This is a genomic window from Photobacterium sp. WH77, from assembly GCF_022014395.1.
Lineage (GTDB): Bacteria > Pseudomonadota > Gammaproteobacteria > Enterobacterales > Vibrionaceae > Photobacterium > Photobacterium arenosum.
Genome location: NZ_JAKLTE010000001.1, coordinates 455,584 through 471,530 on the forward strand (window position 1 = coordinate 455,584; position 15,947 = coordinate 471,530).

A 15,947-nucleotide genomic window follows, 5' to 3' on the forward strand; every position below is an offset into this window, starting at 1 on the left:
AGCCCACAGGAAGGACAATGGCACTGTTACAGATTGCTGAACCTGGTCAAAGCGCTGCACCGCACGAACATAAACTGGCGGTAGGTATTGACTTGGGAACGACCAACTCTCTCGTTGCTGCTGTGCGTAGTGGCGTGGCCGAGACCCTGCCCGACGAGCAAGGCAAGTCAATTCTACCTTCTGTTGTTCATTATAATGAGCAAAGCATTCTCGTTGGCGACGAAGCCAGAAAACTGGCCCAGCAGGATCCTGCGAATACCATTATTTCCGTTAAACGCATGATGGGACGCTCGCTGACCGATATTCAGCAACGTTACCCTAATTTGCCTTATCAGTTTGAGGCATCAGAGTCAGGTTTACCGCAATTGCTGACTCGCCGCGGTAAGGTCAATCCAGTTCAGGTCTCTGCGGATATTCTGAAAACCCTGACTGAGCGTGCGAAAGCGACCTTGGGCGGTGAGCTGGAAGGTGTCGTGATTACGGTTCCTGCCTACTTTGACGATGCTCAGCGTGCCGGTACCAAAGATGCGGCGTCATTGGCCAACCTCAAAGTATTACGTTTGCTGAACGAACCCACCGCCGCAGCCATTGCCTACGGTCTGGATTCTGGTCAGGAAGGTGTGATTGCCGTTTATGACCTTGGTGGCGGTACCTTTGATATCTCGATTTTACGTTTGTCTAAAGGCGTATTTGAAGTTCTGGCAACCGGTGGTGATACAGCACTGGGTGGTGATGATTTCGATCATCTGCTGGCGGAGTGGATTCTGGCACAAAGTGGTCACAGTGACGTCCTGACAGCGTCCGAGCGCCGTGCACTGCAGGATGTGGCCACAGACGCCAAAGTGGCTCTGACCGACAGCGACAGTGCTGAGATTGACGTGCTGGGCTGGCAGGGGCAGATTACCCGAACTCAGTTTGAAGCCCTGATTCAGCCGCTGGTGAAAAAGACGCTGATGTCTTGCCGCCGGGCGGTGAAAGATGCGGGTATCGAACTTGATGAAGTGATTGAAACCGTGATGGTCGGCGGCTCAACACGCGTGCCACTGGTGCGTGAGATGGTGGGCGGGTTCTTTGGCAAAACACCGCTGACATCGATTGACCCAGATAAAGTGGTCGCTATCGGTGCGGCAATTCAGGCCGATATTCTGGCCGGCAACAAACCCGATTCTGAGATGCTGCTGCTGGATGTGATTCCCTTGTCACTGGGTATTGAAACCATGGGCGGCATGATCGAAAAGATCATTCCCCGTAACACTACTATCCCGGTTGCCCGCGCGCAGGAATTCACCACCTTCAAAGACGGCCAGACGGCGATGTCTGTACATGTGGTACAAGGTGAGCGTGAAATGGTCGCAGACTGTCGTTCACTGGCCCGCTTTACCCTGCGTGGTATCCCTGCGATGGCCGCGGGCGCGGCACATGTGCGCGTCACCTACCAGGTAGATGCGGATGGGTTGCTGTCGGTCACCGCGATGGAAAAAAGCTCTGGTGTACAATCGTCCATCCAGGTCAAACCGTCTTACGGTTTGACGGATGACGAGATTGCTAACATGATTCGCGATTCGATGACACATGCTCGTGAAGATAAAGATGCCCGTGCACTGGCTGAGCAGCGCGTAGAGGCGGATCGGGTACTGGAAGGGCTGATTGCTGCCTTGGCTGCCGATGGCGAGACTCTGCTGTCGAAACAAGAGCGTGAAGCACTGGAAACCGCCATGATGGAGCTGGTTCAATTGCGTCAGGGGGAAGACCCGCGTGCGATTGAAGCCGGTATTAAGAAAACTGATAAAGCAAGCCAGGAATTTGCCGCACGCCGTATGGATAAATCCATTCGGGAGGCACTGGCCGGTCAATCGATTGATGAGGTTTAGGCATGCCTAAAATTGTTGTACTACCCCATGAAGAACTTTGCCCAGAAGGCGCTGTGCTGGATGCATCTAGTGGCGAAACTGTGCTGGATGTGGCACTGCGAAACGGCATTGGTATTGAGCATGCCTGTGAAAAGTCCTGTGCTTGCACAACCTGTCACGTCATTATCCGTGAAGGGTTTGATTCACTGAACGAAAGTGAAGAACTGGAAGATGACATGCTGGATAAGGCATGGGGCCTGGAACCTGAGTCTCGTCTGGGCTGTCAGGCCCGAGTGTCTGATGAAGATCTGGTGGTTGAAATTCCTCGCTACACCATCAATCTGGCCAGCGAAAACCATTAATCAGCAAGCCCGTCCCCCTTTGGTGACGGGCTTGCTACACTTTTAATACTTTCTGTTTGCAACGGGGGCAGGTGAATCATGGGACTGAAGTGGATTGATTCCAGAGACATTGCCATTGCCTTGCTGGAAGAGCATCCGGACGTTGACCCGCAAAGCATTCATTTTGTCGAGTTACGGGATTGGATTCTGGCGCTGGACGAGTTTGATGATGACCCAAACCACTGCGGGGAAAAAGTATTGGAAGCGGTGCAATTGTGCTGGATGGAAGAAAAGGACTGAGTGGATATTCGTTAATAGTCGATCATTCTCTTAATCTTGTGGCAAATGCCTTGTTTATTTGTCTATTTGACGGCAAGGTAAACCAATCGCTTTGATATGTGAGTGACAGCCAGCAAATTGCCTGCACTGACAAAACTAAATGGCGGACCAAAAGGTCCGCTTTGTTGTATTTTCGCATTGCTTAACTTGAAATTACGCATTCATGCACCATAAACACAGTAAATTCAGTGTGACTGGATGCGGGCTATGGCCTATCAGGCACAGACAGCCGAAGGACAGAATCCGGCTTTCTGGAAGTCTTAAGCATGCCGCCTGTACGAGCTGTGAGTGCTCGTTGGGCATATACTCAAGGAGTTTTACATGTCTTCTACTATGTCAGTATTTCTGACTCAGGACGCTGCTGCTGAGCAGTGGGGTGAGAATGCACTGGTTTCTTATACCGCTAACGGTGTTCAGATTCATGTGACCAACGACGATGTGCTGAATCTGATTCAGCGTGCCGGCCGGACTCTGGACGGTCAGGGTATCAAGCAAGTCACTCTGAGTGGCGAAGAGTGGGATCTGGAAACCATCTGGTCTTTCATTCAGGGACACCGTAATGCCAAGCCGGGCAACAGTGTCAGCTGGCCTGAGCTGGATGATGAAGATGAAGCGGAACTGCAGGCGCGTCTGACTGCCACCAACTGGGTTCGCGATATTATCAACCAGAGTGCAGAAGTGGTGAATCCTTCGCATCTGGCGAACCGTGCCGGTGAATTTATCAAATCACTGGCCCCTGATCATGCCAGTTACAAAGTGATTAAAGGCAACGATCTTCTGGATGAAGGCTGGATCGGTATTCATACTGTTGGCCGTGGCTCAGAACGCTCGGCTGCGATGCTCATTCTTGATTACAACCCAAGCGGTGACGCTGAAGCACCTGTTGCTGCGTGCCTGGTCGGTAAAGGCATTACTTTCGATTCCGGCGGCTACAGCATGAAGCCTTCTGAAGGGATGGCGGCGATGAAAGCCGACATGGGTGGCTCAGCAATGGCCACCGGTGGTCTGGCGTTGGCGATTGCCCGCGGTGTGCAAAAGCGCATTAAGCTGATCTTGTGCTGTGCGGAAAACATGGTATCGGGTCGTGCCTTTAAACTGGGCGATATCATCACGTACAAAAATGGCAAGACGGTTGAAGTCCTCAACACAGACGCAGAAGGCCGCCTGGTACTGGCGGATGGCCTGATTTATGCCAGTGCCCAAAAGCCGGGCCTGATCATTGACTGTGCGACCCTGACCGGCGCGGCGAAGAATGCCCTGGGTAATGACTACCATGCCTTGTTCAGTTTTGACCACAGCATGGCGCAGAAAGCACTGATTGCCGCCAGTGAAGAGCACGAAGGTTTGTGGCCTTTGCCTCTGGGCGAACATCACCGTCGTATGATGCCATCCAGCTTTGCTGATCTGGCCAACATTTCAACCGGCGATTTCATGCCGGGTGCAAGTACAGCGGCGGCTTTCCTGTCTTACTTTGTCGAAGACTATAAGCATGGCTGGCTGCACTTAGACTGCAGCGGTACCTACCGTAAATCGGCCAGTGATAAATGGGGCGTGGGCGCAACGGGTATGGGTGTACGCACACTGGCGAACATTCTGGCCCAGGATTAATTTCATTCTCCGGTCTATTTTTACGCACAACAGTTCACGCTGTTGTGCGTTTTCAACTTAGGGAACACAGATATGCTTACCGTACTACTTTCCGCAGAACCGAGTCAGGGTGCCTGGGGCGATAAAGCGTTGGTCTCTTACCAGCAGGACAGCGTGATCATTCACTTTCAGGATGATTTTGTACTGCGCCGCATTCAGCAGGCTGCTCGTCAGCTTTCTTCTCAGGGGGCGACTCAGGTCAGCCTGAGCGGCGAGGGCTGGAGCTACGAGCGCCAGTGGGCGTTTTATTGTGGCTTTGCCGCAACACGCAAATCGGTGGACGTGCAATGGGCTTCCCAGGATGACGACGAGCTGGAGTTGCTGAACGCACGCCGTCGCAGTGCAGACTGGGTACGTCAGGTTGTTAATGCGACGCCGGAAGACATGTACCCGGAAAAACTGGCGCAGGATGCGGTAACTTTCCTGAAAAGCGTGGCCGGCGACAATATCACCCACGAGGTACTGGTTGGCGACGAACTACTGACCGAAGGCTGGATTGGTACGCACAGTGTTGGCCGTGCAAGCAGCCGTCCGCCTGTGATGCTGACGCTGGACTTTAACCCTACTGGGGATGCGGATGCACCTGTGCATGCCTGCCTGGTCGGTAAAGGAATTACGTTCGACTCCGGTGGTTACAGCATCAAGTCCAGTGCCGGTATGGTGGCGATGAAATGCGACATGGGCGGTGCGGCAACAGTGACAGCTGCTCTGGCCTATGCCATTGAACAAGGCCTGAAAAAGCGCGTTAAACTGATTTTGTGCTGTGCCGAAAACATGGTCGCCGGTAATGCCTACAAGCTGGGCGATATTCTGACCTATAAGAATGGTCTGACGGTGGAAGTGGTCAATACCGATGCTGAAGGGCGTCTGGTACTGGCAGACGGCCTGATCAAAGCCGGTGAAATGAAGGCACCGCTGATCATAGATGCCGCAACGCTGACCGGTGCGGCTATGATGGCTGTGGGTCAGGATTATAACGCTATCTTCTCCATGCAGCCTGAGCTGCTGCGCAAAGCGCAGCAATTGTCTGAGCTGGTTAATGAGCCCGCATGGCCGTTACCGCTGCAAAAATGGCACCAGAATAATTGTCCGTCTGATTACGCAGACACCGCCAACAGCCGTGCTGTGAAAGGTGGTGGTATGGGCGGTGCTTCGAATGCTGCTGCTTTTTTGTCCCGTTTTGTCAGCGATGACAGCCGCTGGGTTCATTTCGATCTGGCTTCTTGCTTCCGTGACGGTGCTGATGCACGCTGGGCAGCGGGCGCGACGGGGCTTGGGGTGGCAAATATTGCCGCGTTGCTGTTACAGTAAGCGCTATGGGACAGGGAAACCTGCCTGCCAGAAGTGAACTGAGTATAAGGAATATAATAATGACAATTGAACGTACCTTCTCAATTGTAAAACCGGATGCAGTAGGCCGTAATCAGATCGGTGCAATTTATCATCGTTTAGAAAGCGCTGGTCTGACGATTGTTGCGGCGAAAATGCTGCGTTTAACTGAACAGCAGGCACAGGGGTTTTACGCTGAGCACGAAGGCAAGCCGTTTTACGCGCCGTTAATTGAATTCATGACGTCTGGCCCTGTGATGGTACAGGTACTGGAAGGCAACAATGCGATTACGCGCTACCGTGAGCTGATGGGTAAAACCAACCCGGAAGAAGCTGCGTGCGGTACACTGCGTGCCGATTACGCAGAAAGTACTCGCCTGAATGCCGTACACGGTTCTGACAGCCCAGAGTCTGCAGCCCGTGAAATTGCATATTTCTTTTCCGAGGATGAAATTTGTCCTCGTGACTGATTCATGATCTGAAAGCCGGATACAACGGGAAGCCAAGGCTTCCCGTTTTTTTATCTTTTTTTATCTATTAAGGTTTGATGGAGGCGCTGGCTGGCGTCAGCTAAGCTGTAATCAGCTGCTTAGCTGACATTAGCAGCAAAAGTGGAAACACGCCGATAAAGTCTGTACAATTTCGCGCCTTGAATCTTCCCGCTATTTGGGGCCACCCTGGGTCAGCGTTCCCTGACATACCGGGTGCAGGATCTGTCATTTTTTAGTGAGGCGACAACCGATGACGAATGCCAAAATCAATCTGCTGGATTTCGATCGCGAAGGACTGCGGCAGTATTTTGCCGAAGAGCTGGGCGAAAAAGCCTTCCGCGCGGATCAGATCATGAAGTGGATGTATCATTTCGGTTGCGATGACTTTGATCAAATGACCAACATCAATAAGAAGCTGCGCGAGAAACTGAAAGCCGTGGCTGAGATTCGTGCCCCTTATGTATCTGAAGCGCAACACTCGGCCGACGGCACTATCAAGTGGGCCATGCGTGTCGGCGATCAGGATGTTGAAACTGTGTACATTCCCGATGATGACCGTGCCACCCTGTGCGTGTCTTCTCAGGTGGGCTGTGCGCTGGACTGTAAATTCTGCTCTACTGCACAGCAAGGGTTTAACCGTAACCTGAAAGTGTCAGAAATTATCGGTCAGGTATGGCGCGCTGCCAAAGAGATCGGTGTTGAGAAAGAAACGGGCCGTCGTCCTATCACCAACGTGGTCATGATGGGCATGGGTGAGCCATTGCTGAACATGAAAAACCTGATTCCGTCGCTGAAAATCATGCTCGATGACCTGGGTTTTGGTCTGTCGAAGCGCCGTGTCACTGTGTCAACGTCAGGCGTCGTGTCTGGTCTTGAGCAGATGATAGGTAAGATAGATGTGGCACTGGCTATTTCTCTGCACGCCGGTAATGACCAGTTGCGCTCCGAAATCATGCCGATTAACGACAGGTACAATATCGAAACTTTCCTGGATGTGGTACGTCGCTATATCGCATCGTCGAATGCCAACCGCGGCAAAGTCACGGTGGAATACATACTGCTGGATCATGTGAACGACGGCATGGAACACGCGCGGGAACTGGCGCATACGCTGAAAGACACCCCGGCGAAAATTAACCTGATCCCTTTCAATCCGTATCCGGGTTCCCCTTATCGTAAGCCAAGCAATTCACGGATTGACCGCTTCATGAAAACACTGATGGAGTACGACTTCACTGTGACTGTGCGTAAAACACGTGGTGATGATATCGACGCCGCCTGCGGACAATTGGTTGGTGATGTGATTGACCGCACAAAACGTACCCTGGCAAAACAAGCTAAAGGGGAACCAATCCCAGTAAAAGCAGTCTGATAACAATAACATAAAGCTCGGAATGGATGTGAGCAAGGAGTTGTTATGATACGCTGGACCCTGTATCCGATCACAAGCGGCTTTTTTGCCGCTTGTTTGCTAGTGGGCTGTGTAACCGTTGACCCAACAGCGAAGGATCGCAGTGTGGATCCCATTGCGGTGGCGGATGCCAGAGTGACACTCGGACTCAGTTATCTTGAACAAGGTCAGCGGCAGAGAGCACAGCAAAATTTACAGAAAGCCTTAGACGTTGCGCCGGATCACCCCAGAGCACAACTTGCCATGGCACATTATTACCAACAAGTGGGTGAAAACCGTTCAGCTGAAGCGCTCTATGTCCGAGCATTGCAATATTCCCCCAAAAATGGCGATGTGCTTAATAACTATGGTGTATTCTTGTGTAATGAAGCACGGTTTGATGAAGCAGATAGCGCCTTTATGCGTGCTGTTTTACAGCCGGATTATTTTCAGGCTTCAGCGACGTATGAAAATGCGGCTTTGTGCAGCATAAAACATGGTGATGCGACACAAGCTGCAGATTATTTCAGAAAAGCATTGGATCATGAGCCTTACCGTCCGCTGTCTATGTTGCAGCTGGCAAGACTGGAGTTGACTGGTGGTGATTACCAGCTGGCCGATGCCAGGCTGGATGCATTCAGTCTGCGATACGGAGAGACTGCTGATAGTCTTGTTCTTAAAATTCAGTCGTCACGCCAGAGCGGTCGCCTTGATCGGGTGGAAAAATATGCCGAATTGTTGCGACAACAATTTCCTGATTCTCAGCAATATCAGAATTATCTAGCCAATGAATACTGAACAGAACGAAGAACGAGTAACGGAAGACGTCATTCGTCCCGGAGATATGCTACGCCAGGCGCGTGAGCAGCTTGGCTATTCTCAAAAGGATGTAGCGAGCCGACTGCGCTTGCGGATGTCTGTAATCGATGACATTGAAAACAACCGGTTTGATGAAGCTCAGATGGCCACCTTTACCCGTGGTTATGTCCGCTCGTATGCAAAATTTGTCGGTCTTGATGTTAACGAAGTACTGAACAAACTTGAAAGCATTGGTCAGGGGCAGCCGCAAGCCCAGACTATGCAAAGTTTTTCACGTAAAACCAAGCGTGACAAACACGATAACCGTGTCATGGGCCTGACCTGGCTGCTGGGGGCTGTGATCGTCGGTATGACAGCAGCCTGGTGGTGGCAAACTGAGCAAAAAACGGAAACCCCGGTTATTTCTGAGCAAGTATCGCCAGCGAATCCGCCTCTGGATGAATCACTGGCCGGTACGGTCGATGACATGGCGGGAACGCTGAACACAGACGACGTGAGTGCGATTGCGGAAGGGGCAACGCAAGAGAGTCCCGCTGACGACCCATACAGCAATACTGCTGGCGGTGATGATTTACCGCTCAACACCTTCGATGAAGCTGCTAACAATAGCACCAGCGAGATGCCTGCGGGCAGCGTGATTGATGATGAAGGCAATGTGCTTTTTGATGAAGCCAATGACTCACTGATTAGCGTTACAGCCCCGGTTGCGGAAGAAGCGCCGGCACCTGATCTGCAACTGACTTTTAACGGTGATTGCTGGATTGATATCCGTGATGCCAATGGCAAACAACTTGATACAGGTATCAAATCCAGCGGCGATGTTGTCTCTATTGAAGGACAGGCCCCGTTTAAGATAGTGCTCGGTGCGCCGAGTGTTGTTACAATGAGCTTCAAAGGTGAACCAGTTGATCTGAGCGGCTACCCGGCTGGCAGAGTCGCCAGGTTGAAGTTGCCGTTGTAAACAGAGAATGAAAGATGCATAACGAGTCTCCGATTAAACGCCGTCCTTCCACCCGAATTTATGTGGGTAAGGTGCCAATTGGTGATGGTGCACCGATTGCGGTGCAGTCAATGACCAACACCCGTACTACAGATGTGGCAGCGACGGTCGCACAAATCCGCGCACTGGAAAAAGTCGGTGCAGATATTGTCCGCGTTTCAGTGCCCACTATGGATGCGGCTGAAGCTTTTAAAGCGATTAAGCAACAGGTGAATCTGCCCTTGGTGGCTGATATTCATTTTGATTACCGCATTGCGTTGAAAGTGGCGGAGTATGGCGTGGACTGTCTGCGCATTAACCCTGGCAATATCGGTCGTGAAGATCGTATCCGTGCTGTGGTGGACTGTGCTCGCGACAACAATATTCCAATCCGGATCGGTGTAAACGGCGGCTCGCTGGAAAAAGATATTCAGCAGAAATATGGCGAACCAACGCCTGATGCGCTGGTTGAATCGGCGATGCGTCATGTTGAAATTCTGGATCGGCTGAATTTTGATCAATTCAAAGTCAGTGTTAAAGCTTCTGACGTATTTCTGGCTGTGGAGTCGTACCGCAGGCTGGCAAAGCAGATCAAACAACCTTTGCATTTGGGTATCACTGAAGCCGGTGGCGCGCGTGCCGGCGCCGTCAAATCTGCCGTTGGCCTGGGCATGCTGCTGGCTGAGGGAATTGGCGATACGCTGCGTATCTCTTTGGCCGCCGACCCCATCGAAGAAATTAAAGTCGGTTTTGATATCCTGAAATCCCTGCGAATCCGTTCCCGCGGCATTAATTTTATTGCCTGCCCAACCTGTTCACGTCAGGAATTTGATGTGATTGGCACAGTTAACGAGCTGGAACAGCGCCTGGAAGATATCACTATTCCTATGGACGTCTCTGTCATTGGCTGTGTGGTTAACGGGCCGGGCGAAGCAGAAGTGTCCCATATGGGCATTGCCGGCGGTAACCGTAAGAGCGCCTTCTATGAAGACGGTGTGCGCCAGAAAGAGCGTTTTGATAATGACAATGTGATCGATCAGCTGGAAACCAAGATCCGGGCCAAAGCGTCCATGATGGATCAGCGGAACCGGATTGACGTCATCGAAAAGTAAGCCTTTTCTGTCTGACTTACCCCGGAATCCTTCGGGGTAAGGTTCACAACGTCCTGCATAACTTATATATTCAGTTCTATTCATTCGAACTTAATCCCCATCGGTTAATTGAGAATCAACGTGGCGAAACAAATTCAAGCAATTCGAGGCATGAACGATTGCCTCCCAACTCAGTCTCCGCTTTGGCAGAAAGTGGAAAATACCGCGAAACAAGTCGTCAGCGCTTACGGATACAATGAAGTTCGTATGCCGATTGTCGAGATGACGCATTTGTTTAAGCGTGCCATCGGTGAAGTGACCGATGTGGTCGAAAAGGAAATGTATACCTTTGAAGACCGCAACGGTGACAGCCTGACACTGCGCCCTGAAGGGACAGCAGGTTGTGTACGTGCCGGTATAGAAAATGGCCTGCTGTACAATCAGGAACAGCGTTTGTGGTATATGGGCCCCATGTTTCGCCATGAGCGTCCGCAGAAAGGCCGTTATCGCCAGTTCCATCAGTTTGGCGTAGAAGTGTTTGGCATTGAAGGGCCGGATGTTGATGCAGAACTGATCATGATGACGGCACGTTTGTGGCGTGAACTGGGCATTGATAAGCATGTACGCCTGGAGCTGAACTCTATTGGTTCTTCTGAAGCCCGTGCCGCGTATCGCGATGCTTTGATTGCATTCCTTGAGCAGCATCTTGACGTGCTCGATGAAGACAGCAAGCGCCGTATGTACACCAATCCTCTTCGTGTGCTGGATACCAAAAATAAAGATATACAAGCGATTTTGACCGATGCGCCGACCTTGTCTGACTATCTGGATGATGATTCCAAGGCGCATTTTTCAGGTTTGTGTGAACTATTAGACGCTGCTGGCATCGAATACCAGGTAAATGAACGCCTTGTGCGTGGTTTGGATTATTATAACCGCACGGTTTTTGAGTGGATCACCGACAGCCTGGGTGCCCAAGGCACTGTATGTGGTGGTGGCCGCTATGACGGTATGGTTGAACAGCTGGGTGGCAAAGCGACGCAAGGCGTGGGCTTTGCTATGGGCCTGGAGCGTCTGGTACTGATGCTGGAAACCCTGGAGCTGACCGACGTTCGCCGCAGTGTAGATGTCTACGTAGTGACTGCCGGTGAAGGTACACTGATGGCAGGCATGAAGCTGGCTGAAACCCTGCGCGAAGCCGTACCGGGACTGAGAGTGATGAATCACTTTGGTGGCGGTAACTTCAAGAAACAGTTTAAACGCGCAGATAACGTGGGTGCGATTGTTGCTCTGGTTCTGGGGGAGAACGAAATTGCAGAAGGTACTGTAGTCGTTAAGGATCTCCGTGGCGGTGAGCAGCAAACATTGGCTCAGGCAGAGGTTGCCGCTAAGCTGGCAGAATTGATTTAAGAGAGGACAGGACGTGGACGTCAATACCACAGAAGAGCAACAGATTGAATCCATCAAGGCATGGATGAAAGAGAACGGTAAAGCCGTTGTGCTTGGTGCCGTACTTGGCCTGGGCGGCCTGTATGGCTGGCGTTATTATCAGGGAGAAGTGCAGGCTGCTAAGGAACTGGCTTCTGAAGCTTATACTCAGACTGTACAGGCTCTGGACAGTGGCAGCGACGAGGCTGTCAGTCAGGCTCAGACGTTTATCAATGATAACCCAAGCAGTCAGTATGCGGTGCTGGCTGCATTGCAACTGGCCAAAGTGCAGGTGGATAAAGGTGAACTGGACGCTGCAGCAGAGCAGTTAAACTGGGCTATCAGTCATACAGAAGATGTTGCTCTGTTGCCTGTGGCTCACACCCGACTGGCGCGAATTCTGGCGGCTCAGCAGTCTTACGACAATGCACTGGCGGAACTGGACAAAGTGAAAGCGGAAAGCTGGCAGGGTAAAGTGGCTGAACTGCGCGGTGATATTTTGCTGCAGAAAGGGGATAAATCAGGAGCTCGTGATGCTTATATCAGCGCACAGCAACTGGGCGCTTCTCCGGCACTGCAAATTAAACTTGACGATCTGGCCCAGTAAAGGCGACAGAGTATGCGAAAGCTATTGAAGCAAGCTGTAGCGCTCGCTGTCGCTATTGGTGTATTGAGCGGCTGTGCCAGTGAAGAAGAAGCGGTGCAAATGGCACCTCTTCCTGCGGTTGAAAACCAGTTCACGCCTGTTCAGGACTGGACACGCAATATTGATGAAGGCGTACAGCATTATTACTCGCGTCTGTCTCCGGTGACGGGATACGGGAAGTTGTTTGTAGCCAGCCGTGAAGGCAAGGTGGAAGCTTTAGATCCGGCGACGGGTAAGAGCGTGTGGGAGCACGAGATTGCCGGCAGCGACAATGCTAAGTTGTCTGGCGGCCTGACGGTGGCTTACAACAAAGTCTTTATCGGCAGTGAAAATGCTGAAGTTATTGCGCTGGATGCAGAAACCGGTGAGCAAGCCTGGCGTGTTGATATTGATGGCGAAGTGCTGGCTAAACCACTGGCGGATGAAGGCCTGCTGCTGGTGAACACCAGCCGCGGCATTCTACAGGCTTTAGATGCAGAAACCGGTGCGTCTAAATGGCAAATCAGCAGCGAAGTACCATCGTTGACGCTGCGTGGTGACAGCTCGCCTGTGTCTATCTCCGGCGGAGTATTCTGGGGGCAGGCCAACGGTCGGTTGGCGGGTGCTTTCATTCGTAACGGCCAGCTTTTGTGGCAACAGCCTATCGGCCAGCCGCAGGGAGCGACGGAAATTGATCGCCTGGTCGACGTCGATGCTGCACCTGTGATTAACGGTGACCGCCTGTATGCTGCCGGATACAACGGCAATCTGGTATCCATTGATCTGCGTAGTGGCCAACAGGTGTGGAAACGCAACTACTCTTCAGCGACTGACTTTGTGATCGACAGCGGCTTGCTGTTTCTGGTAACGGCAGAGGATCACCTGGTAGCCGTGGATATTCGCAGTGGCACAGAGCTGTGGCAAAATACTGAGCTTGCTCACCGCATTCTCAGTGCTCCGTCTGTGATCAATGGGAAATTAGTGCTGGGTGACAGCCTGGGCTATCTGCACTGGCTGGATACCCATACGGGTGAATTTCTTGCCCAGCAGCAAACCGATGGCAGCGGCATTGCTATCCCGCCGTTAGCGCTGTCAGATGGCTACCTGGTGGTGACCCGAGAAGGCAAATTGAGCAAAATGCATTTGCCTTAGTCACAGGCATATTCTGTGATAAGATTAACGCTTCGGCTCCTGTTTGTATTCACATCAGGGGCCGTTGTTATTCTACCCTTGACGTAGTGATTGTCGTTTGAGACAGACATTACTGTCATTAAGATGATGAAAAAGATAGAGGTAAACTCATTATGATTCCTGTAGTTGCCCTTGTCGGGCGCCCGAATGTGGGTAAATCGACGTTGTTTAACCGTCTTACCCGCACCCGGGATGCGCTGGTCGCTGACTTTCCTGGCCTAACCAGGGATCGTAAGTACGGTCGAGCAGAGCTCGAAGAGAACGAATTCATTGTCATCGACACCGGCGGTATTGATGGTTCCGAGGAAGGTGTCGAGACCAAAATGGCGGAGCAATCGCTAACCGCCATCGAAGAAGCAGATGTTGTACTGTTTCTGGTTGATGGCCGTGCTGGCCTTACCGCATCGGATGAAGCCATTGCCAAGCACCTTCGCAGCCGTCAGAAACCGACATTTTTAGTTGTGAATAAAATTGACGGTATTGATGCCGACAGCGCCTGTGCGGATTTCTGGCAGTTGGGCGTGGATGCTATGTATCAGATCGCCGCAGCCCAGAACCGTGGTGTGACCGCGCTGATGGAGCGTGCACTGGCACCTTTCGTTGAAGAATGGAAAGCACGCCAGGCCGAGGAAGATGACGGCTTTGTCGATATCGAAAGCCTGGATTCCGCCAATGCCATCGAAAAGGCTAACCTGACAGAAGAAGATGCAGAAGCTGCCTATAAGCGACTGCAGGAACAACCTATCAAACTGGCGATTATCGGTCGCCCGAATGTGGGCAAATCGACTCTGACTAACCGGATTCTCGGTGAAGAGCGTGTTGTTGTTTACGACATGCCCGGCACCACGCGTGACTCCATTTACATTCCGATGGAGCGGGACGGTCAGGAGTACGTGCTGATTGATACCGCAGGTGTGCGTCGCCGCAAGAATATGAATGAAGCGGTAGAGAAATTCTCGGTTATCCAGACACTGAAAGCCGTTGAAGATGCCAACGTGGTGCTGCTGATCATTGATGCCCGTGAAAATATTTCGGATCAGGATTTGAGCCTGCTTGGTTTTGCGCTCAATTCCGGCCGTTCGCTGGTTATCGCAGTGAACAAGTGGGATGGATTGGATAACGAAGTCAAAGAGCGGGTGAAATCAGAGCTTGATCGCCGGCTTGGCTTTGTCGATTTTGCTCGCATCCACTTTATCTCTGCCCTGCACGGCACGGGTGTGGGCCATTTGTACGAATCTGTGAAGGAAGCGTACCAGTCGGCGACTAAGCGTATCAGTACCTCCCTGCTGACCCGTATTATGCAAATGGCACAGGATGACCACCAGCCGCCTATGATCCGCGGCCGCCGGGTGAAACTGAAATATGCCCACGCAGGGGGTTATAATCCGCCCATCGTTGTGGTGCATGGGAACCAGGTGAACGACCTGCCGGGTTCCTATAAGCGTTATCTGATGAACTACTTCCGTAAGACACTGGACATGATGGGAACACCGATCCGGATTCACTTCCATAACAGTGATAACCCATTTGGTAATGAGAAACGTCAGAAGCTGACTGTGTCTCAGGAGCGGCAGCGTAAACGCCTGACCAATGCCCTGAAGAACAGGGACCGCAACCAGTAAACACCCAGACCCGGCTGATTGAGCCGGGTTTTTTTTGATCAGAGCAAACCGCCAGAGGATCATGTTACCGGGGGAAAGGGATCGATGAGCGAAGATTATCCTGTTAGCAGACTTGTTTTTGATCGTATCACTATGACGCTAAGCCCCTGTAAATACAGCACTGACAGGCGAGCAAGCGAACTGATTTCGAATTTCCATATATGCTGGATCTTATCTAAATAGAACACTTGGTTAGACTTTTGTGCTGTTTAAAATTCATATACAGAACATGTAACTTATGCTTTCGGGAACTGTATTGATAAATGTTCTTTTTGGAGGTGATCGCTGATCAGCCGGGACTTTGTCGTTGATCAAGCCACTGTTGCCGATCTCTGCTATTGATACACTTAAGCAGATAACACTGATCTGCATACTCAGGAGCGTGCGATATGTCTCAGCCACTTTGTCCGGAATGCCGGCTCAATCTTGTCTGGCAGCATCAAGGCTATTTTTGTCTTCACTGCGAACGCAGGGCGATAAAACATGCCACTTGTCACGATTGCGGACACCCGTTAGAAAGCCTCAATGCTTGTGGTGCCACCAGTTATTTCTGTGCGCACTGCAATGAACTCAAGTCAAAGTCTCAAGCCTTGATCACTTATACTCTGGCAGATAAAACCACGGAGTGACCTGTTACTACCAGTGCGAAAGCCGATCTGTGACGGGTTTTCTCACTTTTTACCGCATGAACCATACTCATTGATAGCCAATTCCACTCCTTTGATTTATTCTCATTTGCTAATAATTATCATTTATTAAGATCAGG

15 protein-coding genes are annotated in these 15,947 nt (G+C 51.4%); all 15 read left to right on the forward strand.

The window, feature by feature from the left end; genetic code table 11:
* Positions 1–17 precede the first annotated feature (17 nt).
* The 15 genes from hscA (at position 18) to L6J37_RS02030 (ending at position 15,810) form a co-directional block, all read left to right on the forward strand.
* Positions 18–1,871 carry a Fe-S protein assembly chaperone HscA gene (gene hscA, locus L6J37_RS01960; RefSeq protein WP_237793945.1) on the forward strand — a complete coding sequence of 618 codons (1,854 nt, stop codon included), beginning with the start codon at positions 18–20 and terminating at the stop codon, positions 1,869–1,871.
* 2 nt (positions 1,872–1,873) lie between these two features.
* Positions 1,874–2,212, forward strand: coding sequence for an ISC system 2Fe-2S type ferredoxin (gene fdx / locus L6J37_RS01965; protein WP_192016984.1), 339 nt, complete (start codon positions 1,874–1,876; stop codon positions 2,210–2,212).
* Positions 2,213–2,290: 78 nt separating this feature from the next.
* Positions 2,291–2,491 carry a Fe-S cluster assembly protein IscX gene (gene iscX / locus L6J37_RS01970; RefSeq protein WP_027252957.1) on the forward strand — a complete coding sequence of 67 codons (201 nt, stop codon included), beginning with the start codon at positions 2,291–2,293 and terminating at the stop codon, positions 2,489–2,491.
* Positions 2,492–2,851: 360 nt separating this feature from the next.
* Entirely contained in the window at positions 2,852–4,138 is a 1,287-nt protein-coding gene (gene pepB, locus L6J37_RS01975; RefSeq protein WP_237793946.1) for an aminopeptidase PepB, read from the forward strand.
* A 72-nt stretch (positions 4,139–4,210) separates the two neighbouring features.
* Complete coding sequence (gene pepB, locus L6J37_RS01980) at positions 4,211–5,488, forward strand: aminopeptidase PepB (RefSeq protein WP_237793947.1); 1,278 nt, start codon at positions 4,211–4,213, stop codon at positions 5,486–5,488.
* 59 nt (positions 5,489–5,547) lie between these two features.
* Positions 5,548–5,976: a nucleoside-diphosphate kinase gene (gene ndk / locus L6J37_RS01985; protein ID WP_192016987.1), complete on the forward strand. Its 429-nt coding sequence runs from the start codon at positions 5,548–5,550 to the stop codon at positions 5,974–5,976.
* 271 nt (positions 5,977–6,247) lie between these two features.
* The gene (locus L6J37_RS01990; RefSeq protein ID WP_218382771.1) at positions 6,248–7,369 is read left to right on the forward strand and encodes a bifunctional tRNA (adenosine(37)-C2)-methyltransferase TrmG/ribosomal RNA large subunit methyltransferase RlmN; all 1,122 of its coding nucleotides are present in this window, start codon (positions 6,248–6,250) and stop codon (positions 7,367–7,369) included.
* Between the two features lie 45 nt (positions 7,370–7,414).
* A complete protein-coding gene (pilW, locus tag L6J37_RS01995; RefSeq protein ID WP_192016989.1) occupies positions 7,415–8,185 on the forward strand; it encodes a type IV pilus biogenesis/stability protein PilW in 771 nt (256 codons plus the stop codon).
* Complete coding sequence (rodZ, locus tag L6J37_RS02000; RefSeq protein WP_192016990.1) at positions 8,175–9,167, forward strand: cytoskeleton protein RodZ; 993 nt, start codon at positions 8,175–8,177, stop codon at positions 9,165–9,167. Before pilW ends, rodZ begins: the two co-directional genes overlap by 11 nt.
* 14 nt (positions 9,168–9,181) lie before the next feature.
* Entirely contained in the window at positions 9,182–10,297 is a 1,116-nt protein-coding gene (ispG, locus tag L6J37_RS02005) for a flavodoxin-dependent (E)-4-hydroxy-3-methylbut-2-enyl-diphosphate synthase (protein WP_192016991.1), read from the forward strand.
* Between the two features lie 120 nt (positions 10,298–10,417).
* On the forward strand, positions 10,418–11,686 hold the full coding sequence (gene hisS, locus L6J37_RS02010) for a histidine--tRNA ligase (RefSeq protein WP_218382774.1): 1,269 nt from the start codon (positions 10,418–10,420) through the stop codon (positions 11,684–11,686).
* Between the two features lie 13 nt (positions 11,687–11,699).
* Positions 11,700–12,311 carry a YfgM family protein gene (locus tag L6J37_RS02015; RefSeq protein WP_192016993.1) on the forward strand — a complete coding sequence of 204 codons (612 nt, stop codon included), beginning with the start codon at positions 11,700–11,702 and terminating at the stop codon, positions 12,309–12,311.
* A gap of 12 nt (positions 12,312–12,323) precedes the next feature.
* Entirely contained in the window at positions 12,324–13,481 is a 1,158-nt protein-coding gene (gene bamB, locus L6J37_RS02020; RefSeq protein ID WP_192016994.1) for an outer membrane protein assembly factor BamB, read from the forward strand.
* Positions 13,482–13,633: 152 nt separating this feature from the next.
* On the forward strand, positions 13,634–15,142 hold the full coding sequence (der, locus tag L6J37_RS02025; protein WP_192016995.1) for a ribosome biogenesis GTPase Der: 1,509 nt from the start codon (positions 13,634–13,636) through the stop codon (positions 15,140–15,142).
* A 428-nt stretch (positions 15,143–15,570) separates the two neighbouring features.
* Positions 15,571–15,810 carry a zinc ribbon domain-containing protein gene (locus L6J37_RS02030; RefSeq protein WP_192016996.1) on the forward strand — a complete coding sequence of 80 codons (240 nt, stop codon included), beginning with the start codon at positions 15,571–15,573 and terminating at the stop codon, positions 15,808–15,810.
* Positions 15,811–15,947: the final 137 nt, after the last annotated feature.

Bases quoted from the DNA above. Each gene is read 5' to 3' on its own strand.
- rodZ (WP_192016990.1), top strand. From the start codon at position 8,175: ATGAATACTGAACAGAACGAAGAACGAGTAACGGAAGACGTCATTCGT.
- hscA (WP_237793945.1), top strand. From the start codon at position 18: ATGGCACTGTTACAGATTGCTGAACCTGGTCAAAGCGCTGCACCGCAC.
- iscX (WP_027252957.1), top strand. From the start codon at position 2,291: ATGGGACTGAAGTGGATTGATTCCAGAGACATTGCCATTGCCTTGCTG.
- der (WP_192016995.1), top strand. From the start codon at position 13,634: ATGATTCCTGTAGTTGCCCTTGTCGGGCGCCCGAATGTGGGTAAATCG.
- bamB (WP_192016994.1), top strand. From the start codon at position 12,324: ATGCGAAAGCTATTGAAGCAAGCTGTAGCGCTCGCTGTCGCTATTGGT.
- ndk (WP_192016987.1), top strand. From the start codon at position 5,548: ATGACAATTGAACGTACCTTCTCAATTGTAAAACCGGATGCAGTAGGC.
- pilW (WP_192016989.1), top strand. From the start codon at position 7,415: ATGATACGCTGGACCCTGTATCCGATCACAAGCGGCTTTTTTGCCGCT.
- fdx (WP_192016984.1), top strand. From the start codon at position 1,874: ATGCCTAAAATTGTTGTACTACCCCATGAAGAACTTTGCCCAGAAGGC.
- pepB (WP_237793946.1), top strand. From the start codon at position 2,852: ATGTCTTCTACTATGTCAGTATTTCTGACTCAGGACGCTGCTGCTGAG.
- L6J37_RS01990 (WP_218382771.1), top strand. From the start codon at position 6,248: ATGACGAATGCCAAAATCAATCTGCTGGATTTCGATCGCGAAGGACTG.
- pepB (WP_237793947.1), top strand. From the start codon at position 4,211: ATGCTTACCGTACTACTTTCCGCAGAACCGAGTCAGGGTGCCTGGGGC.
- L6J37_RS02030 (WP_192016996.1), top strand. From the start codon at position 15,571: ATGTCTCAGCCACTTTGTCCGGAATGCCGGCTCAATCTTGTCTGGCAG.
- ispG (WP_192016991.1), top strand. From the start codon at position 9,182: ATGCATAACGAGTCTCCGATTAAACGCCGTCCTTCCACCCGAATTTAT.